At 64.3% G+C, this 19,442-nt stretch carries 19 protein-coding genes; 7 read left to right on the forward strand and 12 right to left on the reverse strand.

The annotated features are described in order from the left end of the window. Nucleotides 1-95 precede the first annotated feature (95 nt). Nucleotides 96-791, reverse strand: a complete 696-nt coding sequence (locus AAFX91_RS10925) for an SIMPL domain-containing protein (RefSeq protein ID WP_130581202.1) — start codon at nt 789-791, stop codon at nt 96-98. A 10-nt stretch (nt 792-801) separates the two neighbouring features. Next, complete coding sequence (locus AAFX91_RS10930; protein ID WP_282528771.1) at nt 802-1,515, reverse strand: GyrI-like domain-containing protein; 714 nt, start codon at nt 1,513-1,515, stop codon at nt 802-804. A gap of 304 nt (nt 1,516-1,819) precedes the next feature. Here AAFX91_RS10930 and dapF point away from each other — a divergent pair, with 304 nt between their 5' ends. After that, nucleotides 1,820-2,698 (forward strand): diaminopimelate epimerase, encoded by an 879-nt coding sequence (gene dapF, locus AAFX91_RS10935; protein ID WP_394566446.1) that lies wholly within the window; start codon nt 1,820-1,822, stop codon nt 2,696-2,698. A gap of 1 nt (nt 2,699) precedes the next feature. Further along, nucleotides 2,700-3,965: a tRNA (N(6)-L-threonylcarbamoyladenosine(37)-C(2))-methylthiotransferase MtaB gene (gene mtaB, locus AAFX91_RS10940; protein WP_394566447.1), complete on the forward strand. Its 1,266-nt coding sequence runs from the start codon at nt 2,700-2,702 to the stop codon at nt 3,963-3,965. A gap of 127 nt (nt 3,966-4,092) precedes the next feature. Here mtaB and AAFX91_RS10945 read toward each other — a convergent pair whose 3' ends face one another. Continuing rightward, complete coding sequence (locus AAFX91_RS10945) at nt 4,093-4,794, reverse strand: RluA family pseudouridine synthase (RefSeq protein WP_394566448.1); 702 nt, start codon at nt 4,792-4,794, stop codon at nt 4,093-4,095. Between the two features lie 48 nt (nt 4,795-4,842). Here AAFX91_RS10945 and ftsY point away from each other — a divergent pair, with 48 nt between their 5' ends. Together ftsY and AAFX91_RS10955 are read left to right on the forward strand one after the other, a co-directional pair. Next, nucleotides 4,843-5,781 (forward strand): signal recognition particle-docking protein FtsY, encoded by a 939-nt coding sequence (gene ftsY / locus AAFX91_RS10950; protein WP_130579835.1) that lies wholly within the window; start codon nt 4,843-4,845, stop codon nt 5,779-5,781. 2 nt (nt 5,782-5,783) lie between these two features. Next, nucleotides 5,784-6,386 (forward strand): septation protein A, encoded by a 603-nt coding sequence (locus AAFX91_RS10955; protein WP_130579834.1) that lies wholly within the window; start codon nt 5,784-5,786, stop codon nt 6,384-6,386. Between the two features lie 122 nt (nt 6,387-6,508). Here the strand turns inward: AAFX91_RS10955 and AAFX91_RS10960 are convergent, their stop codons facing one another. The 5 genes from AAFX91_RS10960 to ccmA form a co-directional block, all read right to left on the reverse strand. Beyond that, nucleotides 6,509-7,102, reverse strand: a complete 594-nt coding sequence (locus AAFX91_RS10960; protein WP_394566449.1) for a DsbE family thiol:disulfide interchange protein — start codon at nt 7,100-7,102, stop codon at nt 6,509-6,511. A 98-nt stretch (nt 7,103-7,200) separates the two neighbouring features. After that, nucleotides 7,201-7,383 carry a heme exporter protein CcmD gene (gene ccmD / locus AAFX91_RS10965; RefSeq protein WP_394566459.1) on the reverse strand — a complete coding sequence of 61 codons (183 nt, stop codon included), beginning with the start codon at nt 7,381-7,383 and terminating at the stop codon, nt 7,201-7,203. Then, nucleotides 7,383-8,114: a heme ABC transporter permease gene (locus AAFX91_RS10970; protein ID WP_282528774.1), complete on the reverse strand. Its 732-nt coding sequence runs from the start codon at nt 8,112-8,114 to the stop codon at nt 7,383-7,385. Before AAFX91_RS10970 ends, ccmD begins: the two co-directional genes overlap by 1 nt. 72 nt (nt 8,115-8,186) lie before the next feature. After that, nucleotides 8,187-8,855 (reverse strand): heme exporter protein CcmB, encoded by a 669-nt coding sequence (gene ccmB / locus AAFX91_RS10975; protein WP_394566450.1) that lies wholly within the window; start codon nt 8,853-8,855, stop codon nt 8,187-8,189. Next, complete coding sequence (ccmA, locus tag AAFX91_RS10980; RefSeq protein WP_394566460.1) at nt 8,852-9,454, reverse strand: heme ABC exporter ATP-binding protein CcmA; 603 nt, start codon at nt 9,452-9,454, stop codon at nt 8,852-8,854. The genes ccmB and ccmA overlap by 4 nt, the downstream gene beginning before the upstream one ends. A 310-nt stretch (nt 9,455-9,764) precedes the next feature. Here ccmA and acnA point away from each other — a divergent pair, with 310 nt between their 5' ends. From acnA to AAFX91_RS10995, 3 genes are all read left to right on the forward strand, one after another. Beyond that, nucleotides 9,765-12,485: an aconitate hydratase AcnA gene (acnA, locus tag AAFX91_RS10985; RefSeq protein ID WP_282528777.1), complete on the forward strand. Its 2,721-nt coding sequence runs from the start codon at nt 9,765-9,767 to the stop codon at nt 12,483-12,485. Nucleotides 12,486-12,649: 164 nt separating this feature from the next. Further along, nucleotides 12,650-13,408, forward strand: coding sequence for a thioredoxin family protein (locus AAFX91_RS10990; RefSeq protein ID WP_130579829.1), 759 nt, complete (start codon nt 12,650-12,652; stop codon nt 13,406-13,408). A 448-nt stretch (nt 13,409-13,856) separates the two neighbouring features. Beyond that, nucleotides 13,857-14,228, forward strand: a complete 372-nt coding sequence (locus AAFX91_RS10995; RefSeq protein ID WP_130579828.1) for a DUF2794 domain-containing protein — start codon at nt 13,857-13,859, stop codon at nt 14,226-14,228. Nucleotides 14,229-14,349: 121 nt separating this feature from the next. Here the strand turns inward: AAFX91_RS10995 and AAFX91_RS11000 are convergent, their stop codons facing one another. From AAFX91_RS11000 to AAFX91_RS11015, 4 genes are all read right to left on the reverse strand, one after another. After that, nucleotides 14,350-14,895 carry a GNAT family N-acetyltransferase gene (locus tag AAFX91_RS11000; RefSeq protein WP_394566461.1) on the reverse strand — a complete coding sequence of 182 codons (546 nt, stop codon included), beginning with the start codon at nt 14,893-14,895 and terminating at the stop codon, nt 14,350-14,352. 208 nt (nt 14,896-15,103) lie between these two features. Continuing rightward, nucleotides 15,104-15,895: a Bax inhibitor-1/YccA family protein gene (locus AAFX91_RS11005; RefSeq protein WP_130579827.1), complete on the reverse strand. Its 792-nt coding sequence runs from the start codon at nt 15,893-15,895 to the stop codon at nt 15,104-15,106. 238 nt (nt 15,896-16,133) lie between these two features. Beyond that, a complete protein-coding gene (locus tag AAFX91_RS11010; protein ID WP_130579826.1) occupies nt 16,134-18,704 on the reverse strand; it encodes an ABC transporter permease in 2,571 nt (856 codons plus the stop codon). After that, nucleotides 18,701-19,420, reverse strand: a complete 720-nt coding sequence (locus tag AAFX91_RS11015) for an ABC transporter ATP-binding protein (protein WP_130579825.1) — start codon at nt 19,418-19,420, stop codon at nt 18,701-18,703. The genes AAFX91_RS11010 and AAFX91_RS11015 overlap by 4 nt, the downstream gene beginning before the upstream one ends. Between the last annotated feature and the right edge of the window lie 22 nt (nt 19,421-19,442).

Genomic DNA, 19,442 nt, shown 5'->3' on the forward strand with positions numbered 1-19,442 from the left:
GATCCGATCACCTCAAAAGCTCTTGTGCCACGGGGGCCGTCCACATATGGGTCCCGGGTCAAGCCCGGGACGACATCATCACTCATTCGACTCGCTTATTGCTTCGGCTTGATCGCCCAGGACACGTTCACCGAGACCGCCAGCGTCTCCTCGCCCGGCGCAACGGGAGCTGCTGCCGCCATTGGCGCGGCCATCTTGCCGCGGAAGAGGGGCGTCGGCGGCCCGCCTTCCGAAATGCTGAGCGCATCGCCGAGCGTTACGCCGGCCGCCTTGGCGTAGATTTCCGCCTTGCGGCGCGCGTCGGCGATGGCCTTTTCGCGTGCGTCGTCGAGCAGTTTTGAGGCCTGCGAAACCAGGAATCCGATCCCGCCGATCTCATTGGCGCCGGCGCCGACCAGGACATCGATCAGGCCCGCGATCTTGGCGATGTCGCGCACCTTGATGATCACACGATTGGTGGCGCGATAGCCGGAAATCGTTGCCGGCCCCGGTCGGCTTTGCGCCGACGGATATTGCGGCTGCAGCGACAATCGCGAGGTCTGGTAGTCCTTCTCATCGATGCCGGCGCCTTTCAGCGCCAGCAGCACCTTGCCCATTGCGGCGTTGTTGATGTCGGACGCCTCGCGCGCGGTCTTGGCTTCCGAGGTCACGCCGGCGTCGATCTCGGCCTGGTCGGGCGCGGCCGAGATCGTGGCTTCGCCGTTGACGGAAATGGCAGGGGGCGGGACCGTCTGCGCCAGGGCAGGCGATGCCGCCAGCGCCAGCGCCGCGAGGGCAACGAGCTGTTTCATTCGCTTCACTTCACTTCAGGGGTACGTAGACGTTGATCACCAGCTTGTCTTCCGCCGTCTTCAGCGGATCGGTGGTGTATTCTTCTATAAAGGTGTCTTTTGCCTCCAGTTTCTTGTCGTCGAGGTGGTTGGTGATCGCCTCGTAGGTGTTGTCCATGTTGTCGTAGGAGCCGCGGTGGACGAACTTCAGGGCCTTGCCGTCGGGCGAGTTGCCCATGCTCATGTTCTTGCCGAGGTTCTTCACCTCCTGGTCGACAGGGATTTCCGCGACGAAGGTGAAGCCGGTGTCATCGGTCGAGGTATAGACGATCATCGAATTGCCCGTCGGCTTGATGTTCTGCTTGTCAAGCTCCGCCGTCAGCGCCTTCAGCGAGTCGATCAGGGCGTCGAAGGCCGAATCCCAGTTGGCGTTGCCCTTCATCATGACAACCTTCTTCGGCTCCAGCGTGAACTCCTCACCGAAGGGGTCGGCGGTCTGCACCGGCGCGGAGGCGGGCGGCGTCGGGCTCTGGGCGGCTGACGGGGTGTCGGCCGGTGATTTGGTCTCGGCCGGCGGCGGCGCGGGAGAGGGGGTTGGTGCCGGCGGCACCGGCGAGGCCGAAGGCGCCGGCGAAGGCGAGGCGGCTGGAGCCGGCGCTTGCGCCAGCGCCGCGCTGCCCCAGGCAATGGCGACTACCGGGACCAGCGCGACCAGGGTGCCGCGGAAACCATTGAATCGAATCATCTTGATCTTCTCCATCCCCATCTCGAGCGGACGCCTTTTCGTCCCGGCTGACGTCCGCATGGCGCGATAGTCCTAACACGCAAGTTCCGCTTTCGTCCCATGACACTTGTGCCATGGGCGGCCGCGGGTGCGGAATGAATAGCGTCGTTTCGCGACATCATTCCGCTGCATCTTTCTGTCCGAGCGGGATCTTTTTCGGAAAATCGCTGTCGCTTTGCGCGAGCGCCGCCTCCCGGGTCTGGATCATGCTCTGGCCAATTCGGCTTCATTCGCCATATAAGGCAGGCATAAATTGGGAAATTCCATGAGCGCGCTCGCCAACCACGCATTCGCCAAGATGAACGGCATCGGCAACGAGATCGTCGTGGTCGACATGCGCGATTCGAAGGCGGCGGTGGCGCCGGACGACGCCCGCGCGGTGGCAGCCCCAGCCGGCGTGCCCTACGACCAGCTCATGGTGCTGCAGCCGCCGCGGCTGCAGGGGACGGAAGCCTTTATCAGGATCTACAACAATGACGGCTCGGAAGCCGGCGCCTGCGGCAACGGCATGCGCTGCGTGGTGCGCCGTGTGTTCGAGAAGACCGGGCAGACGGCAGCTACCTTCGAGACCCGGGCCGGGCTGCTCAATTGCTGGCAGGGCCCTGCGCCCGATCTCTACACGGTGGACATGGGCCCGCCGAAATTCGGCTGGCAGGATATTCCGCTGGCCGAGGAGTTTCGCGACACCCGCTATATCGAATTGCAGATCGGCCCGATCGATGCGCCGATCCTGCATTCGCCCTCGGTCGTCAGCATGGGCAATCCGCACGCGATCTTCTGGGTCGAAGACGTCAACGCCTATGACCTTTCCCGCTTCGGGCCGCTTCTGGAAAACCATCCAATCTTCCCGGAGCGTGCCAACATCACGCTCGCCCATATCGTCGATCCCGATCACATCACGATCCGGACCTGGGAGCGCGGGGCGGGCCTGACCAAGGCCTGCGGCTCGGCGGCCTGTGCGACCGCGGTGGCGGCGGCGCGGCTGAAGCGCGCCAATCGCACCGTCGAGATCACGCTGCCCGGCGGCAAGCTCATGATCGAATGGCGCGAGCGCGACGACCACGTGCTGATGACGGGGACGGCGACCTTCGAATATGAGGGCCGCTTCGATCCGGCGCTGTTCGCCAGCGCCAGCGTCACCTGAGATGGCCGTCGACGTCGTCACCTTCGGCTGTCGCCTGAATGCGTTCGAATCGGAGCTGATCCGGCACGAGGCGGAGAACGCTGGCCTTGCCGATACCATCGTCATCAATAGCTGCGCGGTCACCAACGAGGCGGTGGCGCAGGCGCGGCAGTCGATCCGCCGGTTGAAGCGTGAGCGCCCCGAAGCGCGCATCGTCGTCACCGGCTGCGCGGCGCAGACCCAAGCGCAGATGTTCGCCGAGATGGCCGAGGTCGATCGCGTCATCGGCAATGATAAGAAGACGCAAAGCGCAGCCTGGCGTGACGCGCGCGCCGTGTTCGATGCAGGCCTTGGTGTCGCGGCGAGCGAGAAGATGGCGGTCGCCGACATCATGGCGGTCAGAGAGATGGCGCCGCATCTGCTTGAAGGTTTTCAGAAGGGCCTGCCGCGGGTGTTCGTGCAGGTGCAGAACGGCTGCGATCATCGCTGCACCTTCTGCATCATCCCGTTCGGCCGCGGCAATTCGCGTTCGGTGCCGATGGGCGCGGTGGTCGACCAGGTCCGCGCGCTGGTCGAACGCGGCCATGTCGAGATCGTGCTGACCGGCGTCGATCTCACCAGCTATGGCGCCGACCTGCCGGGCATGCCCAAGCTTGGCACATTGACCCGGCAGATCCTGAAGCACGTGCCGGAGTTGAAGCGGCTCCGCATTTCCTCAATCGATTCCATCGAGGCTGACCGCGACCTGCTCGATGTGATCGCGGATGATGCCCGGCTGATGCCGCATCTGCATCTGTCACTGCAGTCCGGCGACGATCTGATCCTGAAGCGGATGAAGCGGCGGCATTCGCGGCGGGACGCGATCGAGTTCTGCGCGCAGGTGCGGCGGCTACGGCCGGACATGGCGTTCGGCGCCGACATCATCGCGGGCTTCCCGACCGAGACCGAAGAGATGTTTGCACGCTCGCTAGCTTTGGTCGAGGAGTGCGATCTGACCTTTTTACACGTGTTTCCCTATTCCAAGCGTCCGGGCACGCCGGCGGCGCGGATGCCGCAGGTGGCTGGTGGTGAGATCAAGGAGCGTGCGCGACGACTGCGCGCCGTGGGGGACGCGGCGTTGCGCAAACGGCTCGCGGCCGAAATCGGCACGACGCGTCAGGTCCTGATCGAAAGCGACAAACAGGGCCGCACGGAGCACTTCCTGCCGGTCGCGATCAGCGGCGAAACACCGGGCGCGGTGCAGGCGCTTGCGATCGCCGGTGATGATGGGGCGCGGCTGCTGGTTTAACCCCCGCTGTCATCGCCCGGCTCGACCGGGCGATCCAGTATGCGCCGGCCTCTCGGTGCTAGCGCGACCGTCTCTGGAATACTGGATCATCCGCCTTCGCGGATGATGACGGTGGCGTGTGCGGTGGCTACTCCCCATTCCAACCGCACGCCCGCAGCCGCTCATGCATATGCTCGGGCGCCGGCGCCGTCACGCGCACCGGGTCCTTGTTCTTCGAGATCGGAATCATGAGTTCGCGCGAGTGCAGATGCAGGCGCGGTTCGCCGAAGCGCGGGCCGTTGCCGTAGATGTTGTCGCCGACGATCGGCCAGCCCATGGCGGACGCGTGCACGCGCAATTGATGGGTGCGGCCGGTGACCGGTTCCATCGCAACCCAGGCGAGACCGTTGCCGCGGCCGAGTATTTTCCAGTTCGTCACGGCCTTTTGACCTTCCGGGTCCGGCTTCTGCCACCAGCCGCGCTCGGCGGTCTTGCGGCCGAGCGGCAGATCGATCGTGCCTTGCTCTTCGGCAGGCCCGCCTTCGACCACGGCCCAATATGTCTTTGATATCTTGCCGTGCTTGAACAGTAGGCCGAGCGAGGCGGTCGCCTTGCGGTGCCGCCCAAGGACGAGGCAGCCCGAGGTGTCCCGGTCCAGCCGATGGGCGAGCACCGGCGGTCGCGGCAGGCCGAAACGCAGCGCGTCGAACGAGGCTTCCAGATTGGGGCCGCCTTTTGGGCCGCGATGCACCGGAATCCCCGCCGGTTTGTCGATCACCAGCATCAGGCCGTCGCGATGGAGCACGCGGGCCTCGATTTCCGCCGGCGTCAATTGTGGAACATCGTTCACGCGTCGAGACTTTTGTTTGCGGGGCGAAACGGCTAACACACCCTTGCCATGAACGATACCACTGCACCCAAACTGAGCTGGTGGAAGAGGCTCTCCAACGGGCTGAAGCGGACCTCGAGTTCGATCGGCGCTGCCGTTGCCGGCCTCGTCACCAAGCGCAAGCTCGACCGCGCCATGCTCGATGATATCGAGGATGTGCTGCTGCGCGCCGATCTCGGGACCGACGTCGCGGTGCGCATCACGGAAGCCGTCGGCACCGGGCGCTACGACAAGGAGATCTCGGCCGACGAGGTCAAGGCCGTGGTCGCGACCGAGGTCGAGAAAGTGCTGGCGCCGGTTGCCCAGCCGCTCGAGATCGATGCGGCGAAAAAGCCGTTCGTGATCCTTGTGGTCGGGGTCAATGGCTCCGGCAAGACCACAACCATCGGCAAGCTCGCGGCCAAGCTTTCAGCGGAAGGCCGCAAGGTGATGCTGGCCGCCGGCGACACCTTCCGTGCCGCCGCGATCGAGCAGCTCAAGATCTGGGGCGAACGGACGAAATCGCCCGTCGTCGCGGGCGCGCAAGGCTCGGATTCCGCAAGCCTCGCCTTCAATGCGTTGAGCGCGGCCAAGGAGCAAAAGCTCGATGTGCTCTTGATCGATACCGCCGGCCGGCTGCAGAACAAATCCGAATTGATGAACGAGCTCGAAAAGGTCGTGCGCGTGATCCGGAAGGTCGATGCCACGGCGCCGCATGCGGTGCTCCTGGTGCTCGACGCCACGGTGGGACAAAATGCGCTGTCGCAGGTCGAGGCCTTTCACCGTACTGCTGGCGTCACCGGCCTCGTGATGACGAAGCTCGATGGCACCGCGCGAGGCGGCATTCTGGTGGCGCTGTCGGAGAAGCATAAATTGCCGGTGCATTTCATCGGCGTCGGCGAAGGCGTCGATGATCTTGCCCCCTTCACCGCGCGCGATTTCGCCAGGGCGATCGCAGGGATCGAGTAGTAATGGACAAGAAAGCACCGCATCCTCTGTTCAAGCTTGCGACCGAGCTTGGTCCGCTGCTCATCTTTTTCTTTGTCAATGCCAAGTCGAACCTGTTCGTGGCCACCGGCGTATTCATGGTGGCCGTGGTGGTCGCGATCATTGCGGCCTACGTGGTGACGCGGCACCTGCCGCTGATGGCGATCGTCACGGCCGTGGTGGTCCTCGTGTTCGGCACGCTGACGCTGATCCTGCACGACGAGACCTTCATCAAGATGAAGCCGACCATCGTCTACACGCTGTTCGCCGCGATCCTCGGCGGCGGCCTGCTGTTCGGCCGTTCCTTCATCGCGATCATGTTCGACCAGATGTTCAACCTCACCCCGCACGGCTGGCGCATCCTCACCTTCCGCTGGGCTTTGTGGTTCCTGGCGATGGCCGTGGTGAACGAGATCGTCTGGCGCACCCAGAGCACCGATTTCTGGGTCACCTTCAAGGTGTTCGGCATGGTGCCGCTGACGATGCTGTTTGCCGTCACCCAGATGCCGCTGATCAAGCGCTATCAGCTCGAGCCGGTCTCGCTGGAGCGGAGCGAGGCGGAGGCAGGGGACGTCAGCAAGGGATAATCTCTCCGCCCGTCATTCCGGAGCACGCGTAGCGTGAGCCCGGAATCCATTTTGTCACTTGCGCTAGCGGGCCAATGGATTCCGGGCTCGTGCTCCGCACGCCCCGGAATGACGGAGAGAAGCTACGTTCCCGCCTTGAGCGCCTTCTCGATCTCGACCTTGAGCACGCTGTCGAAATTCTGCGGCGTCACCGGCCCGACCATCTTGTAGACGATGGTGCCTTCGCGGCCGACGATGAAGGTCTCGGGCACGCCATAGACGCCCCATTCGATCGAGGCGCGGCCGTTGGCGTCGACGCCGACGATGCTGAAGGGATTGCCGTAGCGCCCGAGGAAGCGGCGGGCGTTGTCGGGTGCATCCTTGTAGTTGATGCCGACGAGCTGCAGTCGGTTGTCCTTGGCGAGCTCGGTCAGGAGCGGCGCTTCGTCATGACATGGCACGCACCAGGACGCCCAGACGTTGACGAGGCTGACCTTGCCCTTGAAGGTGGCGGGATCGAGCCCGGGCACCTGCGTGCCATCCCTGACCAATCCCTCGAGCGCGGGCAGCGCGGTCTGCGGCGCCGGCCGGCCGATCAGCGCCGATGGAATCCTCGAGGGATCGCCGCCATAGAGCCGGAGCAAGAACAGCGCCGCAAGGGCGGCAAAGACCACCAGCGGCAGCGCCACCAGCCAGCGCCGGCTCCGCGGCGCGGTTTCGGCAAGGGGCTCGCTCATGAGATCATGATCCGATTGGATGGAATCGGATTCATGATCCCATCTCTTTGCTTGAGCATCTGTTCGGAAAACCGGTTTCCACTTTTCCGGATCATGCTCTAGATCTCCGCTGCGCTGCGCCCGGAGCGCCTGACGATGCCGCTGGCCTCGAGTTCGCGCAGTCGCGCCGTCTGCTGGCGATAGTCGAGCGTGATCCAGACGATCAGCAGCACCACCACGGCCGCCACCAGCCCGTAGGATGTCGCGATAAAGGAGGCGTAGGGGCCGAGCGCTGCCATCATCACGCTGCCTTTTGATTGGCCTGCATCATCTGCAGGCTGCGCACCCTGCGGCGCAGGATTTCGTTCCGCATCGCCGCTAAGTGCAGCGTGATGAACAGCAGCGAGAATGCGATCGCCATCACCAGCAGCGGAATCAGGAAGGCATTGTCCAGCGTCGGCCCTCCCATCCGGATCACGGATGCCGGCTGGTGCAGCGTGTTCCACCAGTCGACGGAGAATTTGATGATCGGGATGTTGATCGCGCCGACCAGCGTGAGCACGGCGGCGGCGCGCGCCGCGCGCGAGGGATCCTCCACCGCGCGCCACAGCGCGATCAGGCCGAGATACATCAGGAACAGGATCAGCACGGAGGTAAGCCGCGCGTCCCATTCCCAATAGGTGCCCCACATCGGCCGGCCCCATAGCGAGCCGGTGACGAGGGCGAGGAAGGTGAAGGCGGCGCCGATCGGGGCCGCGGCCTTGGCCGCGACGTCGGCGAGCGGATGTCGCCATACCAGCGTGCCGAGCGAGGCGATGCTCATGATGCCCCAGACGAACATCGACAGCCACGCGTTAGGCACGTGGATGAACATGATCTTGACTGTCGCGCCCTGCTGGTAGTCGTCCGGCGCCATCGCGGACTGGTAGAGCCCGATCAGGAGCAGGATCACGGTTGCGCCGGCAAGCCACGGCAGCACCCGCGCGGTCAGCGCGAGGAATTTCGTGGGGTTGGCGAGGTCGATCAGGCTCATGGCTTTCTCTGATAATCGCGGCCGGCGTCGCAGGCAATTGGCCCAAAACCTCTCGTGAAGAGTTGATTGACCTCAATCCAGCCCATGCCGCAGGCTGGCGGCTGCGGCAAAAGGCCCGACCACGAAACTCACCAGCGACAGCGCGCACAGGATCGAGAACGGGGTTCCGAACGACATCGGGCCCGTTATCGCGGCTTGCGAGGCTGCGACACCGAAAATCAGCACGGGAATCGATAATGGCAGCACCAGCACGGCCAGGAGCAGCCCGCCGCGGTGCAACGTGACGGCGAGCGCCGCCCCGATCATGCCGGTAAAGGTGAGCGCGGGGGTTCCCGCCAGCAGCGTCAGCGCCACCGCCAAGGTCGCGGTGCCATCGAGATTGAGCAACAGCCCGAGCACGGGCGTCGCTACGATCAGCGGCAGTCCGGCGGCAAGCCAATGCGCCAGCGCCTTTGCCGCGCAGGCGAGTTCCAGCGGCGTCCGGCTCATGACAATGAGATCGAGCGAGCCGTCCTCGTGGTCGGCCGTGAACAGCCGATCGAGGGTCAAAAGGCTCGCGAGCAGCGCGCCGAGCCAGAGGATCGCGGGCCCCAGCCGCGAAAGCAGCGCCAGGTCCGGCCCGACCGCGAACGGCATCAGCACGGTGACGGTGAGGAAGAACAACACGCCGATCAGCGCGCCACCACCGACGCGCAGCGCAATCCGGATGTCGCGCCGAATCAGTGCCCGGAGCGCGGTCATGACTTGCCCCCCATGCGCAATTCCCTGACGTCGATGCCGAGCGGGGTATGGGTCGCGGCGATCAAGATGCCGCCGCTTGCCAGATGATCGCGCATCAAATTGACGAAGAGGTCCTGGCCTTTGGTGTCGAGCGCGGAGGTCGGTTCGTCCAGCAGCCAGACCGGCCGACGTGCGACCAGTAGCCGCGCGATCGACAGCCGGCGGCGCTGGCCGGCGGAGAGATAGGCGGCGGGCAGATGCGTGGCATGATCGAGGCCGACGGAGGCGAGGCATCGGCCGGCGTCATCAGATTCGCCGCCGAGAAAGTCCCGCCAGAAGGAAAGATTTTCGAGCACGCTCAGCGCCGGCTTCAGCGCGTCGCGATGGCCGAGATAGTGGGCCTGCTCGGCCACCGTCAGTTCAGCCTCGCCGCCGTCGAACGTGATCGCGCCGTCCGACGGCATCAAGAGGCCGGCGATCACGCGCAACAGCGAGGTCTTGCCCGAGCCGTTAGGGCCGGTGATGGCGAGTGCTTCGCCCGATGACGCCGCAAAGCCTAATCCCGAAAACACTTCGCGGCCGCCCCGCACGCATCGCAAGTTGTGTCCCGAGAGCCGCATCATCCCTCGCAGCCCTCTAGATCTGGCCGAGCATAATCTGCGCGCAAACGCTTCGCGTTTGTCGCGGGGAAAACCGGTCCCCACTTTTTCGGATCATGCTCAAAGAAATCTTTCGCTAGCCGTTGAGAATTTTTGGGTGGCGCAAGGCTGTGGCGCGCTCGTCGGTGTGGCGGCGCTTCTAGAAAGATTCTATAAGCCCCGGAACTTGATGCAGCACACCATCGGCCTCCGCAAGCGGGAAGCTGACCTCGCCGCTGCCGGTATAAAAATACCCTTGCCGGGTATAACGGAATAAGTGGGATTTCCTCGCATGACATCGCTCGACAGCTTCAAATGCCGCAAGACCCTGAAGGTCGGTGGCAAGACCTACGTCTATTACAGCCTGCCTACGGCAGAGAAGAACGGTCTGAAGGGCATTTCGAAGCTGCCATACTCGATGAAGGTGCTGCTTGAAAACCTTCTGCGCAACGAGGACGGCCGCACCGTCAAGAAGGAAGACATTGTCGCGGTCAGCAAATGGCTGAGGAAGCGCAAGCTCGAGCATGAAATTGCGTTCCGCCCCGCGCGCGTGCTGATGCAGGATTTCACGGGCGTTCCCGCCGTGGTCGATCTCGCGGCGATGCGCAATGCGATGCAGAATCTCGGCGGCGATGCGGAGAAGATCAACCCGCTGGTGCCGGTCGACCTCGTCATCGACCACTCCGTGATCGTCAACTTCTTCGGCGACAACAAGGCTTTCGCCAAGAACGTGGTCGAGGAATACAAGCAGAATCAGGAGCGCTACGAGTTCCTGAAATGGGGCCAGAAGGCGTTCTCGAACTTCTCGGTGGTGCCGCCCGGCACCGGCATCTGCCACCAGGTCAATCTCGAATATCTGGCCCAGACGGTCTGGACCAAGAAGGAGAAGATGACGGTCGGCAAGAAGACCGGCACCTTCGAAGTCGCCTATCCTGATTCGCTGGTCGGAACTGATTCGCACACCACCATGGTCAACGGCCTTGCCGTGCTCGGCTGGGGCGTCGGCGGCATCGAGGCGGAAGCCTGCATGCTCGGCCAGCCCTTGTCGATGCTGCTGCCCGAAGTGGTCGGCTTCAAGCTCAAGGGCCAGCTCAAGGAGGGTGTCACCGCGACCGACCTGGTGCTGACCGTGACGCAGATGCTGCGCAAGCAGGGCGTGGTCGGCAAGTTCGTCGAGTTCTTCGGCCCCGGCCTCGACTACCTCTCGGTCGCGGACAAGGCGACGATCGGCAACATGGCGCCGGAATATGGCGCGACCTGCGGCTTCTTCCCGGTGGACGCCGCGACCATCGATTATCTGAAGACCTCCGGCCGCAAGGCGGACCGCGTCGCGCTGGTCTCAGCCTACGCCAAGGCGCAGGGACTGTTCCGCACGGCGAAATCGACTGATCCGAAGTTCACGGAAACCTTGACGCTCGATCTCAAGGACGTCGTGCCGTCGATGGCCGGCCCGAAGCGTCCCGAGGGCCGCATCGCCCTGCCGACGGTTGCCTCCGGTTTCGCGACCGCACTCGCCAGCGAATACAAGAAGGCCGATGATGCGGCGAAGCGCTACCCGGTCGAAGATCGCAAATTCGATCTCGGCCATGGCGACGTCGTGATCGCCGCGATCACCTCCTGCACCAACACCTCCAATCCCAGCGTCCTGATCGGCGCCGGCCTGCTGGCGCGCAATGCGGTCGCCAAGGGCCTGAAGGCGAAGCCCTGGGTGAAAACCTCGCTCGCCCCGGGCAGCCAGGTTGTGGCGGAATATCTCGCCAATTCCGGCCTGCAGGCCGATCTCGACAAGGTCGGCTTCAACCTGGTCGGCTTCGGCTGCACCACCTGCATCGGCAATTCCGGCCCGCTGCCGGAAGAGATTTCGAAGTCGATCAACGACAATGGCATCGTTGCTGCTGCCGTGTTGTCGGGCAACCGCAACTTCGAGGGCCGCGTCAGCCCCGACGTGCAGGCGAATTATCTCGCCTCGCCGCCGCTGGTCGTGGCGCACGCGCTGGCTGGCACCGTGACCAAGGATCTCGCGGTCGAGCCGATCGGCGAGGGCAAGGACGGCAAGCCGGTCTACCTGAAGGACATTTGGCCGACCGCGAAGGAAATCAACGCCTTCATGAAGAAGTTCGTCACCGCGTCGATCTTCAAGAAGAAATACGCCGACGTGTTCAAGGGCGACACCAACTGGCGCAAGATCAAGACGGTCGAGAGCGAGACCTATCGCTGGAACATGAGCTCGACCTATGTGCAAAACCCGCCTTATTTCGAGGGCATGAAGAAGGAGCCCGAGCCGATCACCGACATCGTCGAGGCGCGGATCCTCGCCATGTTCGGCGACAAGATCACGACCGACCACATCTCGCCGGCCGGTTCGATCAAGCTGACTTCGCCCGCCGGTAAATTCTTGAGCGAGCATCAGGTGCGGCCCGCCGACTTCAACCAGTACGGCACGCGGCGCGGCAACCATGAGGTCATGATGCGCGGCACCTTTGCCAACATCCGCATCAAGAACTTCATGCTCAAGGGCGCCGACGGCAACATTCCGGAAGGCGGAAATACCAAGCACTGGCCCGACGGCGAGCAGATGTCGATCTACGATGCCGCGATGAAGTACCAGGCGGAAGGCGTGCCGCTCGTTGTGTTCGCCGGCGCCGAATACGGCAACGGCTCCTCGCGCGACTGGGCTGCCAAGGGCACCCGCCTGCTCGGTGTTCGCGCAGTGATCTGCCAGAGCTTTGAGCGCATCCATCGCTCCAACCTGGTCGGCATGGGTGTGCTGCCACTCACCTTCGAGCCGGGCACGTCGTGGCAGTCGCTGGGCATCAAGGGCGACGAGAAGGTCACGATTCGTGGCTTGCAGGGCGATTTGAAGCCGCGTCAGATGCTGACGGCGGACGTCACCTCCAGCGATGGCTCGGTGCAGCATGTCCCGCTGCTTTGTCGCATCGATACGCTCGATGAGCTCGATTACTATCGCAACGGCGGCATCCTGCACTATGTGCTGCGCAAGCTCGCGGCCTAACGCGGATTTGTGATCGGTGCCTCACTGCTACGTGAATGGCTAGGAAAATGCGGGCGGCCTATGAAAAAGGCCGCTTTCGCACGTCAGGGGCATACACACTCTTCAGGGTCGTCTCTCATGCCCCGTACAAGTACGGATGGAAATCATCACGATCGGTTCTCACTATGACAGCGATGATGGCCTATAATCGTCTTTCGCTTTGGTCCGGTGCGCTCAGTGTTTGCGCCATTATCGCGATCATCCGACCTGCTCACGCCGATCCGCGTGCGGTCGTCGAGCTCTTCACCTCGCAAGGTTGTTCGTCCTGTCCGCCCGCCGACAAGATCATCGGCGAACTCGCCAAGGACCCTGATGTCATCGCGCTCAGCATGCCGATCGACTACTGGGATTATCTAGGGTGGAAGGACACGCTGGCCGATTCGCGCTTCAGTGCGCGCCAGAAAGCCTATTCGCATGTGCGCGGCGACCGCGACGTCTACACGCCGCAAGTCATCGTTAACGGCTCAGCGAAGGTGATCGGCAGCGATCGCGTCGGCATCGAGACTGCGATCAAGGATACCGCGACTGAGGGCGTGATGTCGGTGCCGGTGACGATGTCGCTGTCCGGCAAGCAGATCAATGTCTCGGTGGCTGCGAGCAACGGGCCGCGCGTCAAGCATGGCGAAGTCTGGATCTGCTCGATCTCCAAGGCGGTGCCGATCTCGATCGGGCGCGGCGAGAATCGCGGCCAAGAGATCACCTACCACAACGTGGTGCGCAATCTCCTGAAGGTCGGCGACTGGAATGGCAGCGCGGGAAGCTGGACCGTGCCGATCGAGAACATCACGCGTGAAGGTGTGGATGCCGCCGTTGTCTATGTCCAGGACGGCAATCGCGACAAGCCCGGCCCGATGCTCGGCGCGGCCATGACGCCGCTGCGGTAAGGCCTAGGATCAAACCCCACCACACTTTGTCATTCCGGCGCACGCATCGCGCGAACCCGGAATCTCGCGCATCACTTCCAGATTCCAGGTTCACGCTGGCGCGCGCCCCGGAATGACGTATCGCGAGGGAACCCCAAAAAAGAAAAGGACCAACTCTCGTTGGCCCAGTCAAAAGGGAGTTAACTCCCCTGCGAACAGGCCCGGCTCCGACGGCCCCGGGGGGCTGGGGGCTGAGGAATCCGGAACCGAAAGAACCGGGCCAACGCAGGATTTCCTTGTCGCAGGGTAGCGGGGCGGGCGATGGGCGGAAGTGGGGCAGCAATATGATTCTTTCTAACGATACTGTGACCCCTGGAAAATTTTCCCATATGTCGCGCGGCCGGCTGCGAACCCTTGCGGCGCTGGCCGGTTAGCGCAATCATGTCAGCCGGATGACAGGAGGCGCTTGATGATATTGATATCGGAGGACACCGATCCAAGCGGGCTTCGCGCGGCGGCGCGGCCCGCCGCCACCAGCCCGCTACAGAACCGCGTCACGTTCAATCGCCTCGAACTCAATCGGATCCTCAATCTCTATGGCCGCATGGTCGCCGATGGCGAGTGGCGCGATTACGCCATCGACTTCCTGAAGGAGCGCGCCGTATTCTCGGTGTTCCGCCGCTCCTCCGAAGTCCCGATCTATCGAATCGAGAAGGACCCGCGGCTCGCCCGCAAGCAGGGCATGTACAGCGTGATCTCGGCGACCGGCCTGATCCTGCGCCGCGGCCATGAGCTGGAGCGCGTGCTGCTCGTGATCGACCGCAAGCTGGCGGTCGTTTAAGGCCGCCGCGTCCGTCATTCCGGGGCGCGAAGCGAACCCGGAATCTCGTGCGGCAAATTGAGCTCTCACCAACCTCTGGATTCCGGGTTCGCGCTTACGCGCGCCCCGGAATGACGGAGAGCTAACGCCGTCCCGGATCCTCTGAGGGCACCGTGGTCGCGCCGGCGCCGAGCGCGCGCTGCATCATCACCGTGTCGAGCCAGCGGCCGAACTTCAAGCCGACGCTCGGGTGGGTTCCGATCAGCGTGAAGCCGGTCTTGAGGTGAACGCCGATCGAGCCGGCGTTGGCGGAGTCCCCGATCACCGCGATCATCTGCCGGTAGCCGCGCGCCTCGCATTCGCTGATCAGCCGCTGCAGCAGTTGCAGGCCGACGCCGCGGCGGTGGATCGAGGGATCCAGATAAATCGAATTCTCCACCGTGAAGCGATAGGCCGGACGCGGGCGGTAGGCGGCGGCATAGGCATAGCCGACCACGCGTCCGTCAAGGACGGCGATGAAATAGGGAAAGCCGCCATCTGTCAGCGCACTGAAGCGGCGCGTCATCTCCGAAAGGTCCGGCGGGACCAGCTCGAACGTCGCGGTGCCGAAGCGCACGGCGTGCTCGTAAATCGCAGTGACGGAGGGAAGGTCGGCCTCAGTGGCGGGCCTGATCTCGGCGGCGGACATGGCGGCAAGATAGCAGCAGGTTTCCGGGGAGCAACGCTCTCGTTGTCCGTCATGGCCGGGCTTGACCGGGCCATCCACGCCTTTCTCGCCCATGGTCACAAAGGACGTGGATGCCCGGGGACGAGCCCCGGCATGGCGGACTGAGCGCGCAAACGAAAAGCCCCGGCGGTGAGGCCGGGGCTTCGATCGTTGGTTATGCCGGAGGCGCTTAGTCGCGCTGTCCGAGGAGCTGCAGGAGCAGCGTGAACAGGTTGATGAAGTTCAGGTAGAGCGAGAGTGCGCCGGTGATCGCCGCACGCTCGGCAATCGCGCCACCCTGCGAGGCGTAGCCGTAGATGTAGTCGTTCTTCAGCCGCTGCGTATCCCAGGCGGTGAGGCCCGCGAACACCAGCACGCCGACCACCGAAACGATGAACTGCAGCGCCGAGCTCGCCAGGAACAGGTTGACCAAGCTGGCGATGATGATGCCGATCAGGCCCATGAACAGGAACGAGCCCATGCCGCTCATGTCACGCTTCGTGGTGTAGCCGTAAAGGCTGAGCGCACCGAAGGTCGCCGCGGTGATGAAGAACACCCGTACGATCGAGGTGTGCGTATACACCAGGAAGATCGACGACAGCGAGAGGCCCATCAGCGCCGAGAACACCCAGAACAGGAGCTGGGCAGTCGCGGGCTGCAGCCGGTTGATGCCGGCCGAGATCACGAACACCATCACCAACGGCGCGAGGATGAACAGCCACTTCAGCGGGCTGACGAACATCGCGTAGCCGAACTGCGTCAGGTAGGCGCTGCCGAACTTCGCCACGGCTGCGGACGGATCCGCCGTCACCGCCGCCATATAGACGCCGAGCGCGGCGAGGCCCGTGATCGCGAGGCCGATGGACATGTAGTTGTAGATGCGCAGCATGTAGGCGCGCAGACCGGCGTCGACCGTCGCAGTGTCAATGCGACCGGCGGCCCGGCCGAAGGGAGAAGCATAGTTACGGTCTAGGTCCGACATGGTCGAATTCCCGTGGTTGTTCCGGTCGCAAGGGATTTGCGGGACCGGGTGTAATCTATCTCAGATAGCGCGGCCTGCGGACATTAAAATCCATGTCATCAAACCGCCCATCCCACCCGAAGCGTATGTGGGAAACTAACACAACCGCCGCAAGCTTCCACGCGCGGCTGAATGTCGCTCTGGCCCTTACTTCAAGGCAAAACCGGTATTAATCGAGCTCGTTCCCCGCTTCATATTGTCACAAATTCCGCAACACGGCGGCTGGCTTCTGATTCAACGCCAAAAGCGTGCCGGCCAGCCCGAGCCCGACCGTGACGATCAGGGCTGCAACCACCACCGCCGCGGCGCTGCCGGCCTCCCAGACGAAACTCAGCGTCATCAGCCGGGTGACGATCAGCCAGGCGGCGATCGAGCCGGCGAGCACGCCGAACAGCGCGGTGGCGAAGCCGATCATCAAATATTCGAGCGCATAGGCGCCCAGCAGGCGGGCGCGGGTGGCGCCGAGCGTCTTCAGGATCACCGCGTCATAGACGCGGTGGCGGTGGCCGGCGGCGAGTGCGCCGCCCAGCACCAGGATGGCCGAGATCAGCGTCACCGCGCTGGCGCCGCGGATCGCCAGCACCAGATTGGTGACGACGCTGCCGATGGTCTCCAGCGCCTCGCGGACCCGGACGCTCGTCACCATCGGGAAAGCGTCGGCGACCCGCTTGATGATACGGGCGTCGTCGGAAGGGGACGGATGCGCCTCCGTCAAGGTCGCGACATGGCTGTGCGGGGCGCCCTTGAAGGCGTTCGGCGAAAACACCAGCACGAAATTGATGCCGAGCCCCTGCCAGTCGATGTTGCGGAGATTGGCGATCTTCGCCGAAATGTCGCGGCCGAGCACGTTGACGACGATCTCGTCGCCGATCTTGAGCCTCAGCCCGTCTGCGATCTTCTTCTCCATCGAGACCAGCGGCGGGCCGTGATAGTCGGCGCCCCACCATTCGCCCTCGACGATCTTCGAGCCTTTGGGAACCTCCCCGGTGTAGGTCAGGCCGCGGTCGCTCTGCAGCACCCATTCGGCGTCGACCGATGGCTTCAGCTCGTCCGCCTTGACGCCGCGGGCGGCGACGATGCGCCCGCGCAGCATCGGCACATCCTCGACCGTCCCGTCCGGCGTGGTCTGCTTCAGAAAAGCGCTGAACCGGTCGGCCTCGGTGGAGGGAATATCAATGAAAAAGAACGAGGGGGCGCGGTCGGGCAGGGCGGCGAGGAACTGGCGGCGCAGATTACCGTCGATCTGGGTGATGGTGACGAGCACGGCGAGCCCGAGGCCGAGCGAAAGCACCACCGATGGCGTCAGCGCGCCGGGCCGGTGGATGTTGGCGACCGCCAGCCGCACCATGGTGATGCGGCTACGCGGCAGCCGCCGCGCCAGCGCCATCAGGCCGGCAGCGATCAAACGGAGCAGCACGAAGACCGCGATGGAGGAGGCGACGAACACCGCGGCGATGCGCTTGTCGTAGGAAAGTCCGATCGCAACCGCGATCAGCAGCGCGATCACTGCGCCCATCAGTGCGAGATAGCTCCAGCGCGGCCGGTGCCATTCGCTCGCGACCGTATCGCGGAACAGCGCCGCCACCGGCACGTCGTGCACCCGGCCGAGTGGCCACAGCCCGAACGCCAGCGCGGTCAGGAGGCCGTAGACGAACGACAATGCGAGTTCATCGGGATGCAGCGCCGGGATCACCGGCAGCGGCAGCAGCTTCCCGAACACGCCGACGATGACGAAGGGCAGGGCCGCGCCAAGCGCAAGCCCGATCACCGAGCCGATGGTGGCGAGCACGATCACCTGCGTCAGATAGATCGTGAAGACGTCGCGGCCGGTGGCGCCGAGCGCCTTGAAGGACGCGATGACGTCGCGCCGGCGATCGATATGACTTTTGACGGCGTTGGCGACGCCGACGCCGCCGACCAACAGCGCGGCGAGGCCGACCAGGGTCAGGAACTGGGTGAAGCGATGGATGTTGCGCTCGAGCTGCGGCGAGGCGTTGTCGCGGCTGCGGATCTCCCAACCGGCTTCGGGCAGCGCATTGCGCGCGCTATCGATGAATGTGCCGGTCGCGCGCTCGTCATTGGCATTGGCCGGCAGCTTCACGCGATAGACCCAGCGCACCAGGCTGCCGGGCTGCAGCAACCCGGTTGCACGCAGTCCCGCCTCGCTGACGAGGAAGCGGGGCCCAAGGCCCACGCCGCCGACGAGCTTGTCCGGCTCGGCCTCGATCACGCTGCGGATCTGGAACGTCGCGCCACCGATGGTGACGTCGTCACCGAGCTTCAGGTCAAGCCGCGCCAGCAAGGTCGAATCGACACCGGCGCCGAACACGCCATTGCGTTCGGCGAAGAGGTCGGGGACCGGCATCTTCGGATTGAGCGTCAGTTCGCCGAGCAGCGGATAGGATCCGTCGACGGCCTTGAGCTCGACCAGCGCCAGCGTGCCCGCCGGATTGCGCGCCATCGCGCGCAGCGTTGCCCCGACTGAGAGGTCGCCATGTGTGCGCAGGAACGCGATTTCGGCCGGCTTGGCCTCGCGCTGCATCAGGGAAAAGCTGACGTCGCCGCCAAGCAGCGTCCGGCCCTCGCGCGTAAGCCCTTCGCTCAGGCTTGCCGCCACTGAGCCGACGCCGGCGATGGCCATCACGCCGAGCGCGATGCAGGCGATGAAGACATAGAAGCCGCGCAGGCCGCCGCGCAACTCGCGCAGCGCATAGCGGAGCGCTAGCGACGGGGCGCGGCTCGTCGTGGCAGCCTCGACAGCAATGCTCATGTTGCGGACTGTCCGTCGATTCGTCCCGAGCGCAGCCGCACCACGCGGTCGCAGCGCTGTGCCAGCGAAGAGTCATGGGTGACGAGCACCAGCGTCATGCCGCGCTCGGCATGTTTGGTGAACAGGAGGTCGACAATCTGCTTGCCCGTTGCCTCATCGAGATTGCCGGTCGGCTCGTCCGCGACCAGGATCGCAGGATCGGGCGCCAGCGCACGCGCGAGCGCGACGCGCTGCTGCTCGCCGCCGGAGAGCTGCGTCGGATAGTGGTGCAGCCGGTGGCCGAGGCCGACCGATGTCAGTTCCGCGGCGGCGCGCTCGGCGGCGTCGGGATTGCCGGCGAGTTCGAGCGGCACCGCGACATTTTCCAGCGCCGTCATGGTGGGGATCAGGTGGAACGACTGAAAGACGATGCCGACCTGGCGCCCGCGGAAACGCGCCAGCGCGTCCTCGTCCAGCGTATTGAACGGCGTGCCGCTGACCACTACCTCGCCGCTGTCAGGACGTTCCAATCCCGCCATCACCATCAACAGCGTCGACTTGCCCGAGCCTGACGGCCCGATCAGTCCGATCGCTTCACCCGATGCCACACGAAGGCTGATATCTTTCAGGATATGAACCCGGGCCGCACCGGTGCCGAGCGAGAGGTTGACGTTGGAAATGGAAATGGTGTCCGGCGCGACGCCGGAGAGCGAAGAGGATTCTATGAGACTGTCCATGGCTCGGTCATATGGCACTTCC

This window comes from Bradyrhizobium sp. 31Argb (assembly GCF_043638955.1).
Lineage (GTDB): Bacteria > Pseudomonadota > Alphaproteobacteria > Rhizobiales > Xanthobacteraceae > Bradyrhizobium.

Excerpts from the sequence above, each read along its gene's own strand:
- AAFX91_RS10925 (WP_130581202.1), bottom strand. The coding sequence starts at position 791 with ATGAAACAGCTCGTTGCCCTCGCGGCGCTGGCGCTGGCGGCATCGCCT.
- AAFX91_RS10930 (WP_282528771.1), bottom strand. The coding sequence starts at position 1,515 with ATGATTCGATTCAATGGTTTCCGCGGCACCCTGGTCGCGCTGGTCCCG.
- dapF (WP_394566446.1), top strand. The coding sequence starts at position 1,820 with ATGAGCGCGCTCGCCAACCACGCATTCGCCAAGATGAACGGCATCGGC.
- mtaB (WP_394566447.1), top strand. The coding sequence starts at position 2,700 with ATGGCCGTCGACGTCGTCACCTTCGGCTGTCGCCTGAATGCGTTCGAA.
- ftsY (WP_130579835.1), top strand. The coding sequence starts at position 4,843 with ATGAACGATACCACTGCACCCAAACTGAGCTGGTGGAAGAGGCTCTCC.
- AAFX91_RS10955 (WP_130579834.1), top strand. The coding sequence starts at position 5,784 with ATGGACAAGAAAGCACCGCATCCTCTGTTCAAGCTTGCGACCGAGCTT.
- AAFX91_RS10960 (WP_394566449.1), bottom strand. The coding sequence starts at position 7,102 with ATGAGCGAGCCCCTTGCCGAAACCGCGCCGCGGAGCCGGCGCTGGCTG.
- ccmD (WP_394566459.1), bottom strand. The coding sequence starts at position 7,383 with ATGATGGCAGCGCTCGGCCCCTACGCCTCCTTTATCGCGACATCCTAC.
- AAFX91_RS10970 (WP_282528774.1), bottom strand. The coding sequence starts at position 8,114 with ATGAGCCTGATCGACCTCGCCAACCCCACGAAATTCCTCGCGCTGACC.
- ccmB (WP_394566450.1), bottom strand. The coding sequence starts at position 8,855 with ATGACCGCGCTCCGGGCACTGATTCGGCGCGACATCCGGATTGCGCTG.
- ccmA (WP_394566460.1), bottom strand. The coding sequence starts at position 9,454 with ATGCGGCTCTCGGGACACAACTTGCGATGCGTGCGGGGCGGCCGCGAA.
- acnA (WP_282528777.1), top strand. The coding sequence starts at position 9,765 with ATGACATCGCTCGACAGCTTCAAATGCCGCAAGACCCTGAAGGTCGGT.
- AAFX91_RS10990 (WP_130579829.1), top strand. The coding sequence starts at position 12,650 with ATGACAGCGATGATGGCCTATAATCGTCTTTCGCTTTGGTCCGGTGCG.
- AAFX91_RS10995 (WP_130579828.1), top strand. The coding sequence starts at position 13,857 with ATGATATTGATATCGGAGGACACCGATCCAAGCGGGCTTCGCGCGGCG.
- AAFX91_RS11000 (WP_394566461.1), bottom strand. The coding sequence starts at position 14,895 with ATGTCCGCCGCCGAGATCAGGCCCGCCACTGAGGCCGACCTTCCCTCC.
- AAFX91_RS11005 (WP_130579827.1), bottom strand. The coding sequence starts at position 15,895 with ATGTCGGACCTAGACCGTAACTATGCTTCTCCCTTCGGCCGGGCCGCC.
- AAFX91_RS11010 (WP_130579826.1), bottom strand. The coding sequence starts at position 18,704 with ATGAGCATTGCTGTCGAGGCTGCCACGACGAGCCGCGCCCCGTCGCTA.
- AAFX91_RS11015 (WP_130579825.1), bottom strand. The coding sequence starts at position 19,420 with ATGGACAGTCTCATAGAATCCTCTTCGCTCTCCGGCGTCGCGCCGGAC.